Below are 15,509 nucleotides of genomic sequence, written 5' to 3' on the forward strand. Positions count from 1 at the left end.
CCCGTAATGGGCTCTATCCTGCTTATTTTTTCCGTGTGTTGTCAGCGGCTTTCATCGCATCTTCCAATTTTTGCTGAAATTTCGATTTCTTTTTGTTTACATTCTTCGCTTTGCTCTCTTCCACTTTTGCCCGGATTTTGTCATCGTCTACAAATAGTTTGATCAAAGCCTGCTGACCGAAAGTAACCATGTTTGATACGAAATAGTAAAAACTCAGACCAGCTGGATAAGAATTTAGAATAAACATAAACATAACAGGCATGATGTAGCCCAGGTTTTTCATCGGGCCGGTTGCAGTAGTCAACTGATTATTAAAGTGAGTATAGATGATCTGGGATACTGTCATCAGCAAGGTAAATAAACTCACATGCGATCCATAAAATGGTATCGTAAATGGTAGATTGAAAAACGTATCGTATGTGGAAAGGTCAGTTGCCCATAGGAAGGATTCCTGGCGGAGTTCGATTGCATTGGGGAAGAAAAAGAACATCGCAAACAAGAATGGCATCTGCAGTACCATTGGCAAACAACCGGAGATAGGACTTACGCCCAATTTGGAGAAAAGCTTCATTTGCTCCTGTTGCATCTTAGTGGCATCGTCGCCATATTTCTCCTTCAGTTCATCGATTTCTGGCTTAATGACCCGCATTTTTGCCATTCCGATATATGACTTATAGGTCAGTGGAAAGAGTGCGAGTTTGATCAGAAATACGATGATAATTATGATGACACCGTAATTGGTGAAAAACTTCTCCAGGAAGGCGAAGAGATTTACGATGATGTATTTATTGACCCAGCTGACAAAGAAATAACCCATGTCCACATTGTCTTCAAATCCCTCTGTTACCTTCTTTAGGGTATTGTACTGATCAGGGCCGAAATAATAGGTAAATCCAGCTTTGCCATCCTGAAGAGGAATTGATAAGCTTGTTACCATGGTGCGAACAATAGCACTGTCTGCTTCTGGTGTGCTTTGGGAGATTGTTACATTTTGGAAATCAGTATCCGCAATCATCGCTGCACTGAAGAATCGCTGGCTAAAACTAACCCACTTCACGGGCTCTGAAATTATCTCTTGCTCTAAGTCATTTCCGGCTCCCAGATTATCAAAGGATCCCGAAGACGTATAATAATTCAACTTAGTTTGCCGTCTGGACTCTGCCAGGTTCTTTTCTTGGGCGATCAGATGGTCTTCCCACGTGAGTGCTAGCACGTTTCCGGTAAATGTACCTTCGAAACGGTCTATTTCAAATGATTTGGTTATTTGATAGCTACCGTCGGCTAAAGTGAAAGACTGGATAATCTGTCCGTTTTCTGTCCCCGACCTGAGAGTAAGGGTTTGAATATTTATGCCTTCTTCATTTTGGCTTTCTTCCAATGATGAAGTGAAATAAAGATCGTTAAGGTCCAATGGTCCATTTTTGCTTTCTATGATGAAGTCCATTTTAGAGCTTTCTTCATTGAAAAGCTCCAATGGCTCCATATTCCAGCTCTTATACTCTTTTAAAACCACCTTTTTGACCTGGGCACCCTTGGATGATATTTTAAGCTGTACCAAATCATTTTCAAGAGTAAGTGTTTCTTCCTCTCCTACAGTCATGCTCGCCAAAGCACCATATTTTGCAATTCTTGTAGCATCTAATGTACTGTCGTTTACAGCGGTTTGCGTAGCTGCCGGCTGGCCTTCTGCACTAGACTTGATTGATTCTGTTTGAGTGGGAGTTGCTGTTTCCGCTTCAGGTATCTCAGGGCTACTCGCAAAGAAAAAAGAGTAAACCAGGATGACCGCTGCAAAAAGAATCAAACCTGTTGCTTGATTTCTGTCCATAAATATTAATCGTAAATCCGGGACTTTGTCCCGAAGAGTTTTATTTAATTTTTTTGTCCACAGCCGCCTGGATGAATTTCACGAAGAGGGGTTGGGGAGTAAGTACGGTACTTTTGTATTCTGGGTGGAACTGGACTCCTACAAACCAAGGATGGCTTTTGATTTCGATGATCTCTACCAATCCGGTCTCCGGGTTTTTTCCAGTGGCTATCATGCCATTATCTTCCATTATTTTTAGAAACTCATTGTTAAACTCATACCTGTGGCGGTGCCTCTCTTGGATTTTGGATTTCCCATAAGCTTGATATGACTTACTTCCCTTTTTGAGGTCACAAGCATACGAACCTAATCTCATGGTTCCACCCATTTGATCAATGTTTTTTTGTTCTTCCATCAAGGCAATGACTGGATTGATGGTATTGGGGTCCATTTCTGTGCTGTTTGCATCCTTCAGATTGAGCACGTTTCTGGCAAACTCTATCACTGCTACCTGCATGCCCAGACATATCCCCAGAAAAGGAATCTTGTTCTCACGGGCATATTTGACTGTGTCTATTTTTCCTTCAAAACCCCGCTCTCCAAAACCCGGAGCAACTACAATCCCGTCTAAATCAGCCAGTTTTTGAGTGATGTTGTCAGGGTTTATTTCTTCGGATGAAATCAAACGGAGATTTACATCACATTCTATTGAAGCACCTGCATGGGTAAAGGATTCTATGATGGATTTATAAGAGTCAGGTAGAGAAACGTATTTTCCAACCAAACCGATATTTACCTCCTGAGTGGGGTTTTTTAGCTTGCCCAGGAAGTCTTTCCAGTTTTCCAGATCTGTATTTTCTTTGGAAGTAAGCTTAAGTTTAGTCATTACACGCTCATCCAATTTCTCCTTTTTCATCAATAAGGGCACATCATAGATGGAATCGGCATCCATTGCCTCGATGACATTATTTAGCTGAACGTTGCAGAAAAGTGCAAGCTTCTTCTTCACGTCAGAGGGTAAATGGTATTCTGTGCGGCATACTAAGATATCTGGTTGTATACCAGCTTCTAACAATTGTTTTACAGAGTGTTGGGTAGGCTTGGTTTTTAGTTCTTTGGCCGCACGAAGGTATGGAATCAATGTAAGGTGGATCACTAAAAAATTGTTTGCTCCGAGGTCCCATTTCGCTTGACGTACAGCCTCAATGAAGGGGAGTGATTCAATATCCCCCACGCATCCCCCGATTTCAGTTATCACTACATCAAATTTTCCGTCTTCACCCAGTTTGTAAAAATTGGCTTTGATTTCGTCTGTAATGTGAGGAATGACCTGAACAGTTTTTCCTAGAAATTCGCCTTTGCGCTCCCGTGTGATCACATTATTATAGATTCTTCCGGTGGTAATATTATTGTCCTGGGAAGTAGGGATGTTCAGAAAACGCTCATAATGTCCTAAATCCAAATCTGTCTCGGCGCCATCGTCAGTTACATAGCATTCACCATGCTCATAAGGATTTAGAGTGCCAGGATCGATATTGAGATACGGATCAAATTTTTGGATGGTTACTTTGAAGCCTCTGGCTTGGAGCAACTTGCCTAATGAGGCGGCGATAATGCCTTTGCCTAGAGAGGAAGTAACTCCTCCTGTAATAAAGATGTATTTGGTGCTTGAAGCCATAAGAATGGGGGAGGTTGGAAATTTGATTGGATTCTTATGGGGCTCAAAATTATGGAAAAATTCCCGATTAATGGCTTTTTGAATATGAAATACATTATTTTTCTCGAATTTCTTCTGTTATCAGCAGAAGAACTATGGAGATAATACATGTTATTTTTTGCGAGTAAAATTGAAATAGACTAGGTTTTAATTGCGGGGGAGAAAGAACTTTTTCTTTGATAGGTGAATTACTACAAAAGATGTAATTAATTTCAAATGTTTCAGGAGGAAAGAAAATTCCCCGCCCCTTCATGTATTTAATAATTGCTTTTCAAAGGGCATAACCTGTTCTGCCGAAGTAAGCGGGCACCCTTTTCTTACCCCTGCCTACCGTCCTTTAGGCAGAGAGTCTCACATGAAAGATAATCATCCCTTTGTATGATACCGGAGGTAAGGGATCATGTCTGTCCGTGTTCTCAGGCAGGTTCAATTTCATTTATGCTTTCAGATATACTAGAAATGTTAAGCCATTAAATTGCTGGAGTTTTATGGTTAACCAATAGGTGGGTTCGGGTGGAACTAAATGAAAAAGAGAGTTTTATATTAGATTGAATTGAAAATACATGTGCAGTTGGTTAGACTAAAAGTGAATGCATCTCAAATGTAAATAACAGAAAGTGTCGGAACAAGTCTGAGGTATTAGTTGCTAAGCATAAGTTTCTGATTTGCCTGTGAGCAATACTAAATTTTACAGCGATGTACAATTTTTGATTCTTTCGGATTTAAAAAATCTTACAATAATCACTGGGAATTGGACTATACTAAACTTCGAGTCATTAGTATAAAAGATATGCTTATGGGATTTTAATAGGTAAAATTGAGTTTGTTTTATCCGTAGTTGAATCCCTTCCTTGTGAGAATCTCCTTTACTGGAGTTTGGAAGGAGTTGTTTACTTTATGAATTCGAACCAATCGTTCTTACTCGGTAGCGTTGGGGGACAATAAGTTTGAAGGTTCCTAGTTAATGGTTTGATGATGCGCTTTTGCGTAACTATCCGAATAAATTTCTGAGTTGTAACTATATCCTTACTCACTAGTTCCATCTGTTTATAATTTGTCTTTTTAAGGTCATATGGAATCTCGCATGGTGAAAAATCATCCCGGTTGTGACGTTTTCGTCATGCTCGGTTGCATGTGTTTATATTATGATTTTTATAGGCTGCATGGAATATCACCCAATGGATACCTATTCTTTGTGAGTCGCTTGCTTCGTGCTCAAATTCTGACGTTAATTCGTGGGGTCCCAATATGCAATTAGTCCCATTGATCTTACTAAAACATAATGATTATCCACAAAGATGTCAGTAGTCATATCTTCTTTGGCTATAAGGCTGCCTGCCTCGTCGGTAGGTGGGGAAGACCAATATTTCGATTTAGTTCAACACAAGTGGTCGAAGACTGGAGCGATCTTAGCGGGGGCGTTTTTCCAATCTTCAGATGCTTCTAGTACTTTACTCACAGAAAAGCGGATGTACATATAAAACAATTAGTAAAGGGGTATAAAGGGGATTACTTCACTTTCTTATTGTAAAGGCACAATTTTAGCAGAAAAATAGCGTTTGATGGAAAACTTAATGGAAATTAAAAATTTAGCTAATTAGGTTTAAAATGTTAAAAAGTATTATCCTGATAAGATTGATAAAGTCATTATATATAATTTAAGATATTTGTAGTAACTTGCGTAGAAATATTGATATAATTAATGTTAACTAGTCAAAATATGAGAGATTTAATCAAAGAAGCTATCGCTGATCTTAAAAAGGGAGATGGTTTTATTTATGTAACAGCAGATGGCAAGCAGGTAGATTTACATGATGCTGCTAAAAATGGTATCGCAGTAACACCTGTTAATCCGAAGGATCAAGTTATCAAGAAATTAGAGGCCGCTGGTCTTTTATTAAATGATACTAGATTCCTTAATGAATTAAATGAATTGATTTCACTTGTTACCGGAAGCGGTGTTGCAGCTAAAACTTCTAAAAGAAGAACATTCAGCGATGCTGAAAAAAGTAAAATAGTAGAAGAGTGGAAGAAAGTAGAAGCAGCAGGTAAGAAAACTAAAGCTGCATTTGCAAGAGAAATTGGTGTAGGTTATCAGACTTTCATCAACTGGTTGAGAGGTTAATCTTTAACAGACTAAACAAAAAAGGCAGCAATAGGCTGCCTTTTTTGTTTAGTAGGATAGGCTAAGATATTTTCCATTTGGTGAGCGTGGTGATTACAGTAATAATTCCTAATACAATAAATACCACTAAAGATTGGATAACAAGTGAAGATAGCTCTAGCACTGGAAGGGAGACCTTTGGCAGCGAGATGGTAACTTGAGGGAAAGGGATCTTGGAAACTTGATCCACCAGAGATATGGAATTTTGACCGCCGGGCAAGAAAAGTAGTACCGATATTACTATGGAGGCTATTGCGCACCCAATTATTTTCCAGGCTAAAGCAGAGATTACCGGTTTGTAGACTGACGCAAAAGGCACATGATTAAGTTTTGCTACAATAGATTTGTGAAAACCAATAGAAGGGTTCTCTGTTCCTAGTTCCCCAATAAATTGTCGGATAAATTCGTCCTCTTTTCCTTGTTTGTTCATGTGTTTATAATTTGTTTTCTAAGCGCACCTAGCCTGTCCCGAACCTGATTCAGGGAATCTCGCCTTATGGATCATTCCAGCGGGTGTTGCTCGCGCCATACTCGATTTCATAGCAGATGAATTAAATCACTATTTGTGATTTTTTGCAGTGATTCCAAAAGACTCTTTCTTCCTCTGTGCAGAAGGATCTTGACATGTGAACTTTTCAGCCCCATGATTTCTTCGATTTCTTTTATACTTTGTTCTTCCAGGTAAAATAAAGTAAGTACGGCTGATTCCACTGGTTTTATAGCTTCCAGCCCACTTTTAATTAGTTCTTTTCTCTCGGTCAGCTGAAGAGCTCTTAAGCCATCCAGGTAATCAACTGAATTACATGCCAACTCTGCTACTTCATCGAGTTGAATACTAATGTTTTTTGATTTTCTCAACCTTCCAAGTGCCTCATTATATACGATTTTATATAACCATGTAGTAAACTTAGAATTTCCTTCAAAGGTTCTTAGGGAGTGGAAGGCTTTCATAAATGCATCTTGTGCTGCTTCTTCAGCTTCCTCTCTGTTTTTTAGCATACGTAAGGCAAGTGTGAAAACATATTTCTCATGCTTTTGGATAAGCTGCCCATAAGCATTCATATTACCTTGCAGCGTTTTCTTTATATAATGGTGGTCTTCCTGGAATCGCATTTTCACATTGGATGCAAGTATCTTAAAAAAAGTTACAGATTTTTTCACAGACGTGTAACCTTTTTGCCTAGCAACTGCATCAAAGAAGAAAAAACAAATAGACCATGGCAGAAACCATTTTAGTAACACTGATTATTTTCTCCAGTATTTTCGGAGTCATCTTCACCTTCTTGACGACCCGAAATAAGGAAAGGCTCGCACTTATTGAAAATGGTGCTGATGCGAAACTCTTCAACTCAGGCAAAAAGTACAGTTTTGGGCAGTTTATTCTGAATCTTGCACTGCTGGCTATTGGAGTTGGCGTAGGTGTATTGGTAGGAGCAATGCTCGGAAATGGCGGAATGGAAGAAGATGTTGCCTTTAGCTCATGCATTTTTATTTTTGGAGGGATTGGCTTGTTTGCGAGCGTATTCTTGAATAGAAAACTTGATAAAGAGGAGTAATAGTCCAGTTTTTAATAAGCACCAAAAGTCTTTCTTTTACGAGGAAGGCTTTTTTGGTTTTAAGGCAAAGGACTTTGCTCTCGAAAATCTGATTATTTTTGTGAAAAAAATAAACCGTTTTGGATCACGCACAATTATTATCGGCTTTTAGGGAAAAAGGGGTTTTGCATCTACAAGAAGGAAATGGGAAAGTAGTCACTTTCATGAAACCGGAGCTTTGGAAGCCTGAGATGGGAGAACATTGGACGTTTTTACTTTTTGATTTATTCCAAATCCGCACGATCTGTGAACCATTCTCAGAAGTTTCTCTGGATATAGTAGAATATGCAGGAAAACCGACTATTTATCATAGTCCTGCGAATCGTATCATTAAAAATGGCCCTATTGTGGATGGAATTCTTCAGTTCAGTCTGATCTTGGAACCAAACTGGAATAAGCTATTATTTCAGATCAGTCAGCCCGTTCTAGTGAAATTAGATACAGGTGAAGCAACTTGCTATCAGACATCAATCTTATTTCCGCTTTTGAGCCCCAGTACCAAAGAGATGTTTTTGGGGCCAGATGGAGATGTCAAAATTATTAAAGGATGAATTTCAAATCAAACCTTGACGAATTTGAAGTCTTTGGAAAAGTTGCAAAAGCTGCTGCAAATCTAGGCGTAGAAACTTACGTGGTGGGAGGTTATGTGAGAGATTTGATTCTGAAAAGGGAGAAAAACGGACAAAAGGATATAGATTTTACCTGTGTAGGAAGCGGAATTGAATTGGCCAAGGAAGTTGCTAAACAATACGATAGCCATGTGCCACTCTCTATCTTTAAGAATTTCGGCACAGCAATGCTGAAGCTGGATGACTGGGAGTTAGAGTTTGTAGGTGCCCGCAAAGAGTCTTATCGCTCAGAATCCCGTAATCCTATTGTGGAAATAGGGACCCTTGAGGAAGATCTTGAGCGCAGGGATTTCAGCATCAATGCCATGGCAATCTCGTTAAATGCGGCAGACTATGGTAATTTATTAGATCCATTTGATGGGCTTGCTGACATTAAGAAGAAGTTGATCAGGACTCCTCTGGATCCAAATGTCACATTTTCGGATGATCCTCTCCGAATGCTTCGTGCGGTGCGTTTTGCCGCTCAGCTTGACTTTGATATAGATGGAGACACTTTCTACGCAATGGGAGAAAATGCACCTCGGCTAAAAATCATTTCCGCAGAGCGGATTATAATGGAATTGAATAAAATTATTGAGGTCAATAGGCCTTCCTATGGTTTTAAATTACTGTTTGCAGGTAAATTACTTCATGAGTTTTTTCCGGAAATGGTTGATCTGCAAGGGGTGGATTCAGTTGATGATAAGTCGCACAAGGATAATTTCTACCATACCCTTCAAGTACTTGACAATGTCTGCCAGCTGAGTGATAACCTGTGGCTTCGGTGGGCAGCAATACTTCACGACATCGCAAAGCCAGCCACCAAACGTTTTAATAAGAAAGTTGGATGGACTTTCCATGGTCACGAAGATAAGGGGGCCCGGATGACACCGGGAATTTTCCGAAGGATGAAACTGCCCATGGATGAGCGAATGAAGTATGTGCAGAAATTGGTGAAATTACACCTTCGTCCTATCGCTTTGGTGAAAGACGAGGTGACGGATTCCGCATTACGAAGGCTTCTTTTCGAAGCTGGGGATGATATCGATGATCTGATGAAGCTCTGTCGGGCTGATGTGACATCCAAAAACAATAAAAAAGTAAAACGATACCTAGAGAACTTTGATAAAGTAGCCCAAAAACTGATCGAAGTAGAAGAAAAGGATCAGGTAAGGAATTTTCAGCCGCCTATCTCTGGGGAGGAAATTATGGAAATTTTTGGATTGTCACCTTCAAAAATCGTTGGAGATATCAAAGAAGAAATTAAAGAAGCTATATTGGAGGGCAAAATTCACAATAATCCTGAACAGGCTCGTGAATTGATGCTGGAGATTGCCAAGACCAAAGGATTGTTTCCAGTGTTGGATCGCCCAAATTCATAATTAATTAAAAAATCTATTCAAATGAAGCGCGTACTATTCATGCTGCTTATGGCCCTTTGCGCCAGCACTACAATTGCCCAGACTACGGATTCCGTATCCAGGCTGGATCCGAAATTAAAGAAAACTCTTAATGCCACTGACCAGGCTGCTTACCAATTAGCCTTGCGATACAACGATGTTGCATCAGCAAAGACTTCACTTTACCACCTGATCGTCAGAAATCCCGATGATATTCGTTATGTGGAGATGTTGGGAACGCTTTATTATGAAGCTGGACAAGCCATGTCTGCAGCTCTTGTGTCTATGGACGTATTGAAAGTCAATGATAAAAGCGTTACTTCTCTGGAAATTGCCGCTTATTCTTTGGAGCAAGTGGGGGCTCTAGAGAGAGCTCTTCCCTATTTCGAAAGTTTGTATCTACTCAGTGGGAACAATTTCAGTCTTTACAAAACCGGGTTTATTCAGTATAGCTTGAAAAAGTATCCAGAGGCATTGAATTCTATGAATATATTGGTGAAAAACGCTAAACCCGAGGACAAAGTAGGCTTTCCAAAATCGCAAACAGAAACTCAGGAAGTCAGTATGAAGGCTGCGGCTTTGAATCTGAAGGGAATGATCTACTTGGATCAAGGTTCTAAAACTGAGGCAAAAGCTGCTTTTGAAGAAGCTATTTCTTTGGATCCGGAATTCGATCTTGCTAAAGAAAACCTTGCGAAAACAAACTGAGCAAATCATTGATTCATAAAGAAACCGGCATAGCCGGTTTTTTTATTGTCCAAAAGCTAATAAATCCTTAATAGCGAATTGATCTTAAGATCTTTTTTTCGGTGTTTATTTACTTCTAATGAAGTGGATTGAGCACCGATGGATAGCACTTGTTTTTATGCTTTTGGCAATGTTTATCCATTTCGCCCAACTAGGGGCTTTTAGTATCTATATCCTAGATGAGGCCAAAAACGCAACTGCAGGATATGAAATGTGGAAGTCTTCGGGCTGGATTTTACCTACATTCAATGGGCAGCCACGGTATGATAAGCCCCCTCTGCACTATTTCTTTTTTGGATTAGCGTATCAATTCTTTGGAGTTACTCCTTTTGCCGCCAGGTTTTTCCCCGCCTTGATGGGGTGGTTGACCGTTTGTTTGATCTATTTCACCACCGAAAGAAATTTTGGCAGGCTAGCTGCTTTGGCTTCAGGATTGGCAATGCTTGCTTCAGTACATTGGGTAATTCAATTTCATTTGGCTGTTCCTGATCCATTCTTGATTTTTTTTCTTACTGCCTCACTGTTGTTTTTTGTAAGGTTTTGGGATGGAAATCACCGAAAGAAAGTTTACCTAAGATGGATGGGGCTTACGCTGGGGCTTGCTGTTCTTAGCAAGGGACCTATAGCAATCGCGTTAGCCGGTGGTACAGTGTTACTTTTTTTACTATGTCAAAAAGGAGGATTCTGGAACAATTTGAAGTTGGTGATGAACCCTTCTGCCATTCTTATTTTTCTTCTGGTAGCTCTCCCTTGGTATTTTCTGATAGCATGGAAAACGGATGGAGTATGGATTCAGGAATTTCTTTTTAAGCACAATTTGAATCGATTCGCTGCTCCAATGGAAGGGCATGGAGGTGGTTTCTATCTCACTTTTATGTTTGTGGTGGTTGGAATGGTGCCTGGTTCGCTACTAATCATAACCTCCTTTAAGTCCCTCATTGCATATAGCCACATACCAACTTTGGTTAAAATTTCCCTGCTTTTTTCTTGCCTGACAATAGTTTTTTTCATGTTATCAGGGACTAAACTTCCTAATTATACGGCTCCAGTATATCCATTTCTTGCGATTATTATTGGATGGCTATTAAGGCAAAGCACAGAATGGAGCAGAATCAAATGGCCTGGATTACTTGCGCTAATACTATTGTTTCTATTGCCTATTGGAGTCTATTTTGGACTTACTTCCGAGAAAGACTATGCGGTGTATTCTTATATTTCCTATTACTTTGCCCCGGGCAGTGTGGTTGCACTAGTGAGCGGGTTTTACTGGTTTAGAAGGAGGTGGATGCTACATTGGTGCATACTGTGTATAGGGTTTATTTTAGTTAGTCTTTCATTTTTGTACTTAGCGTTTCCTGAATTGGACAGGAGGACACCAGTGATCGCTTCGAACGTGAAAGGATTTAAGGATTCTGAATTCTACTATTTCAGACAATTCAACCCCTCGTTTGCCTTCGCGCTAAAAAAGGAAATCAAGGATCTGGAAAATTTGCCAACCACTAGTACCGAAGGCATAGTCATCCTTAGAAAGAGTAATTTGGATGAGTTTGAAAAGTTGGGTTTCTATTACGAAACAATCTTTGAAGGAAGAGATTTATTCGAAACTCCAACTACCGTTTTGCTAGTATTAAAGCCTGATCCTAGTTTTGAAGCACTACAGTCTTCCCAAGATCCTGAAGAATAACCCTTCGCTTGGGATAGAGGCTTTTCTTGAACTTTTTGGATGAAAAGTAGTGAAGCGTAATCCATCTCGAAGCAAATGCTGACCAAACGCCAACTAATGATCCTGCCAGAACATCCATTACAAAATGCTGCATAAGATACACCCGACTAAAACCTACGAGTACTGCGATGATGAATAGTATGATCTGAGGTAATATTTTTTTTGAATTGATCATAGCCAACACACACGCGAGCATAAAAACAGAGGCTGTGTGTCCAGAAGGAAAGCTGTTCCAATGGTGAAGGGTTACGCCGGGGACTGCATAAAAGGAACTCTCCATTAAATATTCTGCGGGCCTTGGTATACCTTTAAAAAAAACTTGTTTACATGATACGACTACCAACATATGAATCACAGTGGCCCAAGCAAGTAGAATGCTATAACTGTAGCGGACAAATAGCAGAATAAGAATAGGAACTGCGATGATTATCCCATCTCCAAGGTAGGTAATGTTCTTAAAGATGATGTCCGCAAAAATGCTGTGATAGTTGTTTATCCACAATTCAATCTTGCCTTTTTCCTGCTGGATAAGTAGAGCCAGAAGAACAATCAATAACTGATAATATAGGTAAGCAAAAACCGGAGCTGTATACTTTTTCTTTTTCATTGATCTGAATTCTGATCAAATGTATACTTCAAGTAAAAACCCAAGTTTATGCTATGATCAACCTTACTTGAAATTGCCTCTTGTTAGTTAAGACAGCTATACTTTTTCTTCCGTCACCCTGGATAGAAGGAAAAAGAACCTTAATCAAATGGCAATTTTTACTTAACATTTTTTAGCTGTGTTAAGCGGAACTTCGCTGGTTATGAAACAGTTGGTTTTATTCTCTTGGGCAACGATGATTTTCTTAGCCACCATTCCCTATTTTTCTGTGGCTCAAAATGCATTTTCATTAGACTCGAAGCTAGACTCCTCCCATATTCTGGCCAGGAGTAAGCCTGATGAGGCATTTATATTAGCCACTAAGGTTTTGGAACATAGTAAATTTGCTTCAATAGATTCTCTAGTGGGCAAAGCACAATTGATCAGAGGAAGGATTTTGTTTCAATTCGGCTTGTTTCAGCCTTCAATGGAAGCGTTATATGAGGCTGAGCACATTTTTGAAGATCTAGGAAGACCAACTCGTTTGGCAGAAGTGAATAATGCGTTGGGAGAGGTATTCTATAAAATCAAAAACCCAGATGAGGCACTCCATCGTCATGAAGCTGCCTTGGATATTTATCATCAGCTTAAGGACGCAGAAGGTATGGCTGAGACAAAAGGTTTCATTGGAGGGATGTATGAAAAAATGGGTTCGTACCCGAAAGCCCTGGCTCATCAGCAGGAAGCTCTCAGGATATTCGAACAGCTTAGATTAGCGGGGCATCTGGGGTTTGTAAGGGAAAACATCGGAAGTATTTATGAAGATTTGGAGCAGTATGATTCGGCTTATGCCAATTTTTATAAAGCCTATTTATTGAATATGTCAATTGGTGATTCGCTTCGGATCATAGGTAATTTGAACAATTTGGGTGATGTGCTCCGTAAAACCAGAGAACCTGAAGAAGGATTGCTTTTTTCAAGAAAAGCAGCGGAAATGAGTGCAAGGCTTGGATATATGTATCAGCAGAAAAGCGCTGTTGTAGATATTTCTAAGGCATATGCAGCGTTGAGGGACTACGAAAATGCTTATAAATTTTTGGAGCAAAGCAGGAGATTAAGCGAAATGGTTTATTCTGAAGAATCAGCCAGGCAATTGGGGATTCAGGAAGCCGAGAATAAATTGTATGCTAAAAACCAACAGATCATTCAGCTGAAGCAAATGCGTGAATTTGATGGTGTAGTCAGATGGTTGCTCATATGCTTGGTGCTATTAATGTGTGTTTTGGGCTGGGTTACCTTTACCCGTCAAAAGCTCAAGATCCAAAAGAACAAGGAGTTGGTACAGCGGCACGGGGAAATTCTTCAAGTCAAGGAACAACTCATCGCAACAGAGCAACAGAATTTGCAGCTTCTGGAGATGAAAATGGATGCAGAAGAGAAAGCTCACTCCAAAGCGCTGACTGCCCAGACTTTACATGTAATCGATAAAAATCAAATGCTGGAAGATATTCAGCGGCGCCTGAAAAATATTCTCGAGGAGGACCCAAAGGAGCAAAAGAAGAAAATACGTAACCTCGTCAAGCAGATTGAGTTCAATTTTTCGCACGATACAGATTGGGAGGATTTCAAGCATAGTTTTGAAAAGGTGCACCAGGATTTCTTCAAAACGATTCAACAACGTACCGGAGGTTTGACCCCTGCAGAGATGAAGCTTGCAAGCCTGATGCGTCTCAACCTCAACTCAAAAGAGATTGCTTCTTCTTTGGGAATTTCCATGGATAGCCTACGTATTTCAAGGTATAGACTCCGTAAGAAATTGAATCTGGAAAAGGGCGATAGCTTACAGCAATTTATACTATGTATATGATTTACAATTTATTAATCTCTTTTTAACATCTTTCAATTTACTGATAATCAATTTCTTGTATTCATTTTTTATAATTCTGTTTAGGTTTTGTTAACGGTCATTTTTTTGATTGTTGCTCAATTGATAACACTCTTTCTTAGCCAGAAGCTGCTGATCGGCCTAACATTGTAGCATCAAAACCAATTAAAGCTTATGTCAAAAAGTATACTTATTTATGGCCTGTCCGCACTGGGAGTTTTAGCAAGTGCCTGCAGCAAGCCAGTCCAACAAAATGAGGCATCCCTCGAGCAGAGTCTGATCAAACCGATCTATATAACTGATTCGGTTATTCATGACACCGATGATCCAGCGGTTTGGGTAAATCCTGCAGATCCATCCAAAAGCCTAATTATCGGCACGGACAAAGATGCAGAAGGAGCCTTGTATGTATTTGATCTCAAAGGAAAGGCAATCGATTCACTTATAGTACGGGATATAAAGCGCCCCAACAATGTGGATGTGGGGTATGGATTGAATCTAGGTGATCGAACTGTTGATTTTGCAGTCACTGGCGAGCGGATGACTTCCAAATTGAGATTTTTCAGTCTTCCGGATATGAAAGAAATCAATGTGGGCGGGATCGAGGTGTTTGAGGACGAAACAGGGCCTGACTTCAGAGATTTGATGGGAGTAGCACTCTTTCAAGAGAATACTGCAGGAAAAACCTTTGTCATAGCAGGAAGAAAAAATGGTCCAACCAATGGTACTTATCTCTGGCAATATGAAGTATTGGGTCAAAATGGAGAGATCAAACTTAATCTTGTACGAAAGTTCGGAGCCTATTCGGGCAAGAAAGAAATCGAAGCAATTGCTGTGGATAATGAGCTTGGATATATCTATTATTCGGACGAGGGCGCTGGTGTACGGAAATATTATGCCGATCCGGAAAAGGGAAACGAAGAGCTGGCCTTTTTTGCTCAGGAAGGATTTTCCGATGACCATGAAGGAATTTCTATTTACAAACTTGATGATAGCACGGGGTATATCTTGGTTTCGGATCAGGGAGCTGATCTTTTCCATGTATTTCCCAGAGAAGGAAGTGCTTCAAATCCGCACGAGCATATATTGATCACCAAAATCGCTACAAGTACAATTTCAAGTGATGGATCGGAATCCATCAGTGTGCCTTTGGGGCAAGATTTTCCAAAGGGGCTTTTCGTCGCTATGTCAGATGACCGGACCTTCCAGATCTACCGCTGGGAAGATATAGCAGGAGACATCTTAAAATCCAAAAATTAGGCATTTATCCATCTACT

13 protein-coding genes are annotated in these 15,509 nt (G+C 39.9%); 8 read left to right on the top strand and 5 right to left on the bottom strand.

What is annotated here, in order from left to right:
• Positions 1-22: 22 nt before the first annotated feature.
• Positions 23-1,828: a membrane protein insertase YidC gene (gene yidC, locus AS141_RS21975; RefSeq protein ID WP_057939866.1), complete on the bottom strand. Its 1,806-nt coding sequence runs from the start codon at positions 1,826-1,828 to the stop codon at positions 23-25.
• Between the two features lie 40 nt (positions 1,829-1,868).
• Positions 1,869-3,485 carry a CTP synthase gene (locus AS141_RS21980; protein ID WP_057939867.1) on the bottom strand — a complete coding sequence of 539 codons (1,617 nt, stop codon included), beginning with the start codon at positions 3,483-3,485 and terminating at the stop codon, positions 1,869-1,871.
• A gap of 1,759 nt (positions 3,486-5,244) precedes the next feature.
• Here AS141_RS21980 and AS141_RS21990 point away from each other — a divergent pair.
• Entirely contained in the window at positions 5,245-5,649 is a 405-nt protein-coding gene (locus tag AS141_RS21990) for a hypothetical protein (protein WP_157243552.1), read from the top strand.
• Between the two features lie 61 nt (positions 5,650-5,710).
• Here AS141_RS21990 and AS141_RS21995 read toward each other — a convergent pair whose 3' ends face one another.
• Together AS141_RS21995 and AS141_RS22000 are read right to left on the bottom strand one after the other, a co-directional pair.
• Positions 5,711-6,118, bottom strand: a complete 408-nt coding sequence (locus tag AS141_RS21995; protein WP_057939870.1) for a hypothetical protein — start codon at positions 6,116-6,118, stop codon at positions 5,711-5,713.
• 107 nt (positions 6,119-6,225) lie between these two features.
• Positions 6,226-6,849 (bottom strand): RNA polymerase sigma factor, encoded by a 624-nt coding sequence (locus AS141_RS22000; protein ID WP_057939871.1) that lies wholly within the window; start codon positions 6,847-6,849, stop codon positions 6,226-6,228.
• Between the two features lie 56 nt (positions 6,850-6,905).
• On the opposite strand from AS141_RS22000, the gene AS141_RS22005 reads away from it, so the two are divergent.
• The 5 genes from AS141_RS22005 to AS141_RS22025 all read left to right on the top strand — a co-directional run bounded on the left by AS141_RS22005 (position 6,906) and on the right by AS141_RS22025 (position 11,722).
• A complete protein-coding gene (locus tag AS141_RS22005) occupies positions 6,906-7,244 on the top strand; it encodes a DUF6249 domain-containing protein (RefSeq protein ID WP_057939872.1) in 339 nt (112 codons plus the stop codon).
• Positions 7,245-7,363: 119 nt separating this feature from the next.
• On the top strand, positions 7,364-7,834 hold the full coding sequence (locus AS141_RS22010; RefSeq protein WP_057939873.1) for a hypothetical protein: 471 nt from the start codon (positions 7,364-7,366) through the stop codon (positions 7,832-7,834).
• Positions 7,831-9,273 (top strand): CCA tRNA nucleotidyltransferase, encoded by a 1,443-nt coding sequence (locus AS141_RS22015; RefSeq protein ID WP_057939874.1) that lies wholly within the window; start codon positions 7,831-7,833, stop codon positions 9,271-9,273. Before AS141_RS22010 ends, AS141_RS22015 begins: the two co-directional genes overlap by 4 nt.
• A gap of 21 nt (positions 9,274-9,294) precedes the next feature.
• The gene (locus AS141_RS22020; protein WP_057939875.1) at positions 9,295-9,999 is read left to right on the top strand and encodes a tetratricopeptide repeat protein; all 705 of its coding nucleotides are present in this window, start codon (positions 9,295-9,297) and stop codon (positions 9,997-9,999) included.
• Positions 10,000-10,117: 118 nt separating this feature from the next.
• Positions 10,118-11,722, top strand: a complete 1,605-nt coding sequence (locus AS141_RS22025) for an ArnT family glycosyltransferase (RefSeq protein ID WP_057939876.1) — start codon at positions 10,118-10,120, stop codon at positions 11,720-11,722.
• On the opposite strand, the gene AS141_RS27255 is transcribed toward AS141_RS22025, so the two are convergent.
• Positions 11,679-12,368 carry a phosphatase PAP2 family protein gene (locus AS141_RS27255; RefSeq protein ID WP_057939877.1) on the bottom strand — a complete coding sequence of 230 codons (690 nt, stop codon included), beginning with the start codon at positions 12,366-12,368 and terminating at the stop codon, positions 11,679-11,681. The genes AS141_RS22025 and AS141_RS27255 overlap by 44 nt on opposite strands.
• A gap of 202 nt (positions 12,369-12,570) precedes the next feature.
• On the opposite strand from AS141_RS27255, the gene AS141_RS22035 reads away from it, so the two are divergent.
• Both AS141_RS22035 and AS141_RS22040 read left to right on the top strand, forming a co-directional pair.
• A complete protein-coding gene (locus AS141_RS22035; RefSeq protein ID WP_057939878.1) occupies positions 12,571-14,214 on the top strand; it encodes a tetratricopeptide repeat protein in 1,644 nt (547 codons plus the stop codon).
• Positions 14,215-14,406: 192 nt separating this feature from the next.
• A complete protein-coding gene (locus AS141_RS22040; protein ID WP_057939879.1) occupies positions 14,407-15,492 on the top strand; it encodes a phytase in 1,086 nt (361 codons plus the stop codon).
• Positions 15,493-15,509: the final 17 nt, after the last annotated feature.

Source organism: Algoriphagus resistens, from assembly GCF_001442615.1.
Classification (GTDB): domain Bacteria; phylum Bacteroidota; class Bacteroidia; order Cytophagales; family Cyclobacteriaceae; genus Algoriphagus; species Algoriphagus resistens.

Excerpts from the sequence above, each read along its gene's own strand:
- yidC (WP_057939866.1), bottom strand. The coding sequence starts at position 1,828 with ATGGACAGAAATCAAGCAACAGGTTTGATTCTTTTTGCAGCGGTCATC.
- AS141_RS21980 (WP_057939867.1), bottom strand. The coding sequence starts at position 3,485 with ATGGCTTCAAGCACCAAATACATCTTTATTACAGGAGGAGTTACTTCC.
- AS141_RS21990 (WP_157243552.1), top strand. The coding sequence starts at position 5,245 with ATGAGAGATTTAATCAAAGAAGCTATCGCTGATCTTAAAAAGGGAGAT.
- AS141_RS21995 (WP_057939870.1), bottom strand. The coding sequence starts at position 6,118 with ATGAACAAACAAGGAAAAGAGGACGAATTTATCCGACAATTTATTGGG.
- AS141_RS22005 (WP_057939872.1), top strand. The coding sequence starts at position 6,906 with ATGGCAGAAACCATTTTAGTAACACTGATTATTTTCTCCAGTATTTTC.
- AS141_RS22015 (WP_057939874.1), top strand. The coding sequence starts at position 7,831 with ATGAATTTCAAATCAAACCTTGACGAATTTGAAGTCTTTGGAAAAGTT.
- AS141_RS22020 (WP_057939875.1), top strand. The coding sequence starts at position 9,295 with ATGAAGCGCGTACTATTCATGCTGCTTATGGCCCTTTGCGCCAGCACT.
- AS141_RS22025 (WP_057939876.1), top strand. The coding sequence starts at position 10,118 with ATGAAGTGGATTGAGCACCGATGGATAGCACTTGTTTTTATGCTTTTG.
- AS141_RS27255 (WP_057939877.1), bottom strand. The coding sequence starts at position 12,368 with ATGAAAAAGAAAAAGTATACAGCTCCGGTTTTTGCTTACCTATATTAT.
- AS141_RS22035 (WP_057939878.1), top strand. The coding sequence starts at position 12,571 with ATGAAACAGTTGGTTTTATTCTCTTGGGCAACGATGATTTTCTTAGCC.
- AS141_RS22040 (WP_057939879.1), top strand. The coding sequence starts at position 14,407 with ATGTCAAAAAGTATACTTATTTATGGCCTGTCCGCACTGGGAGTTTTA.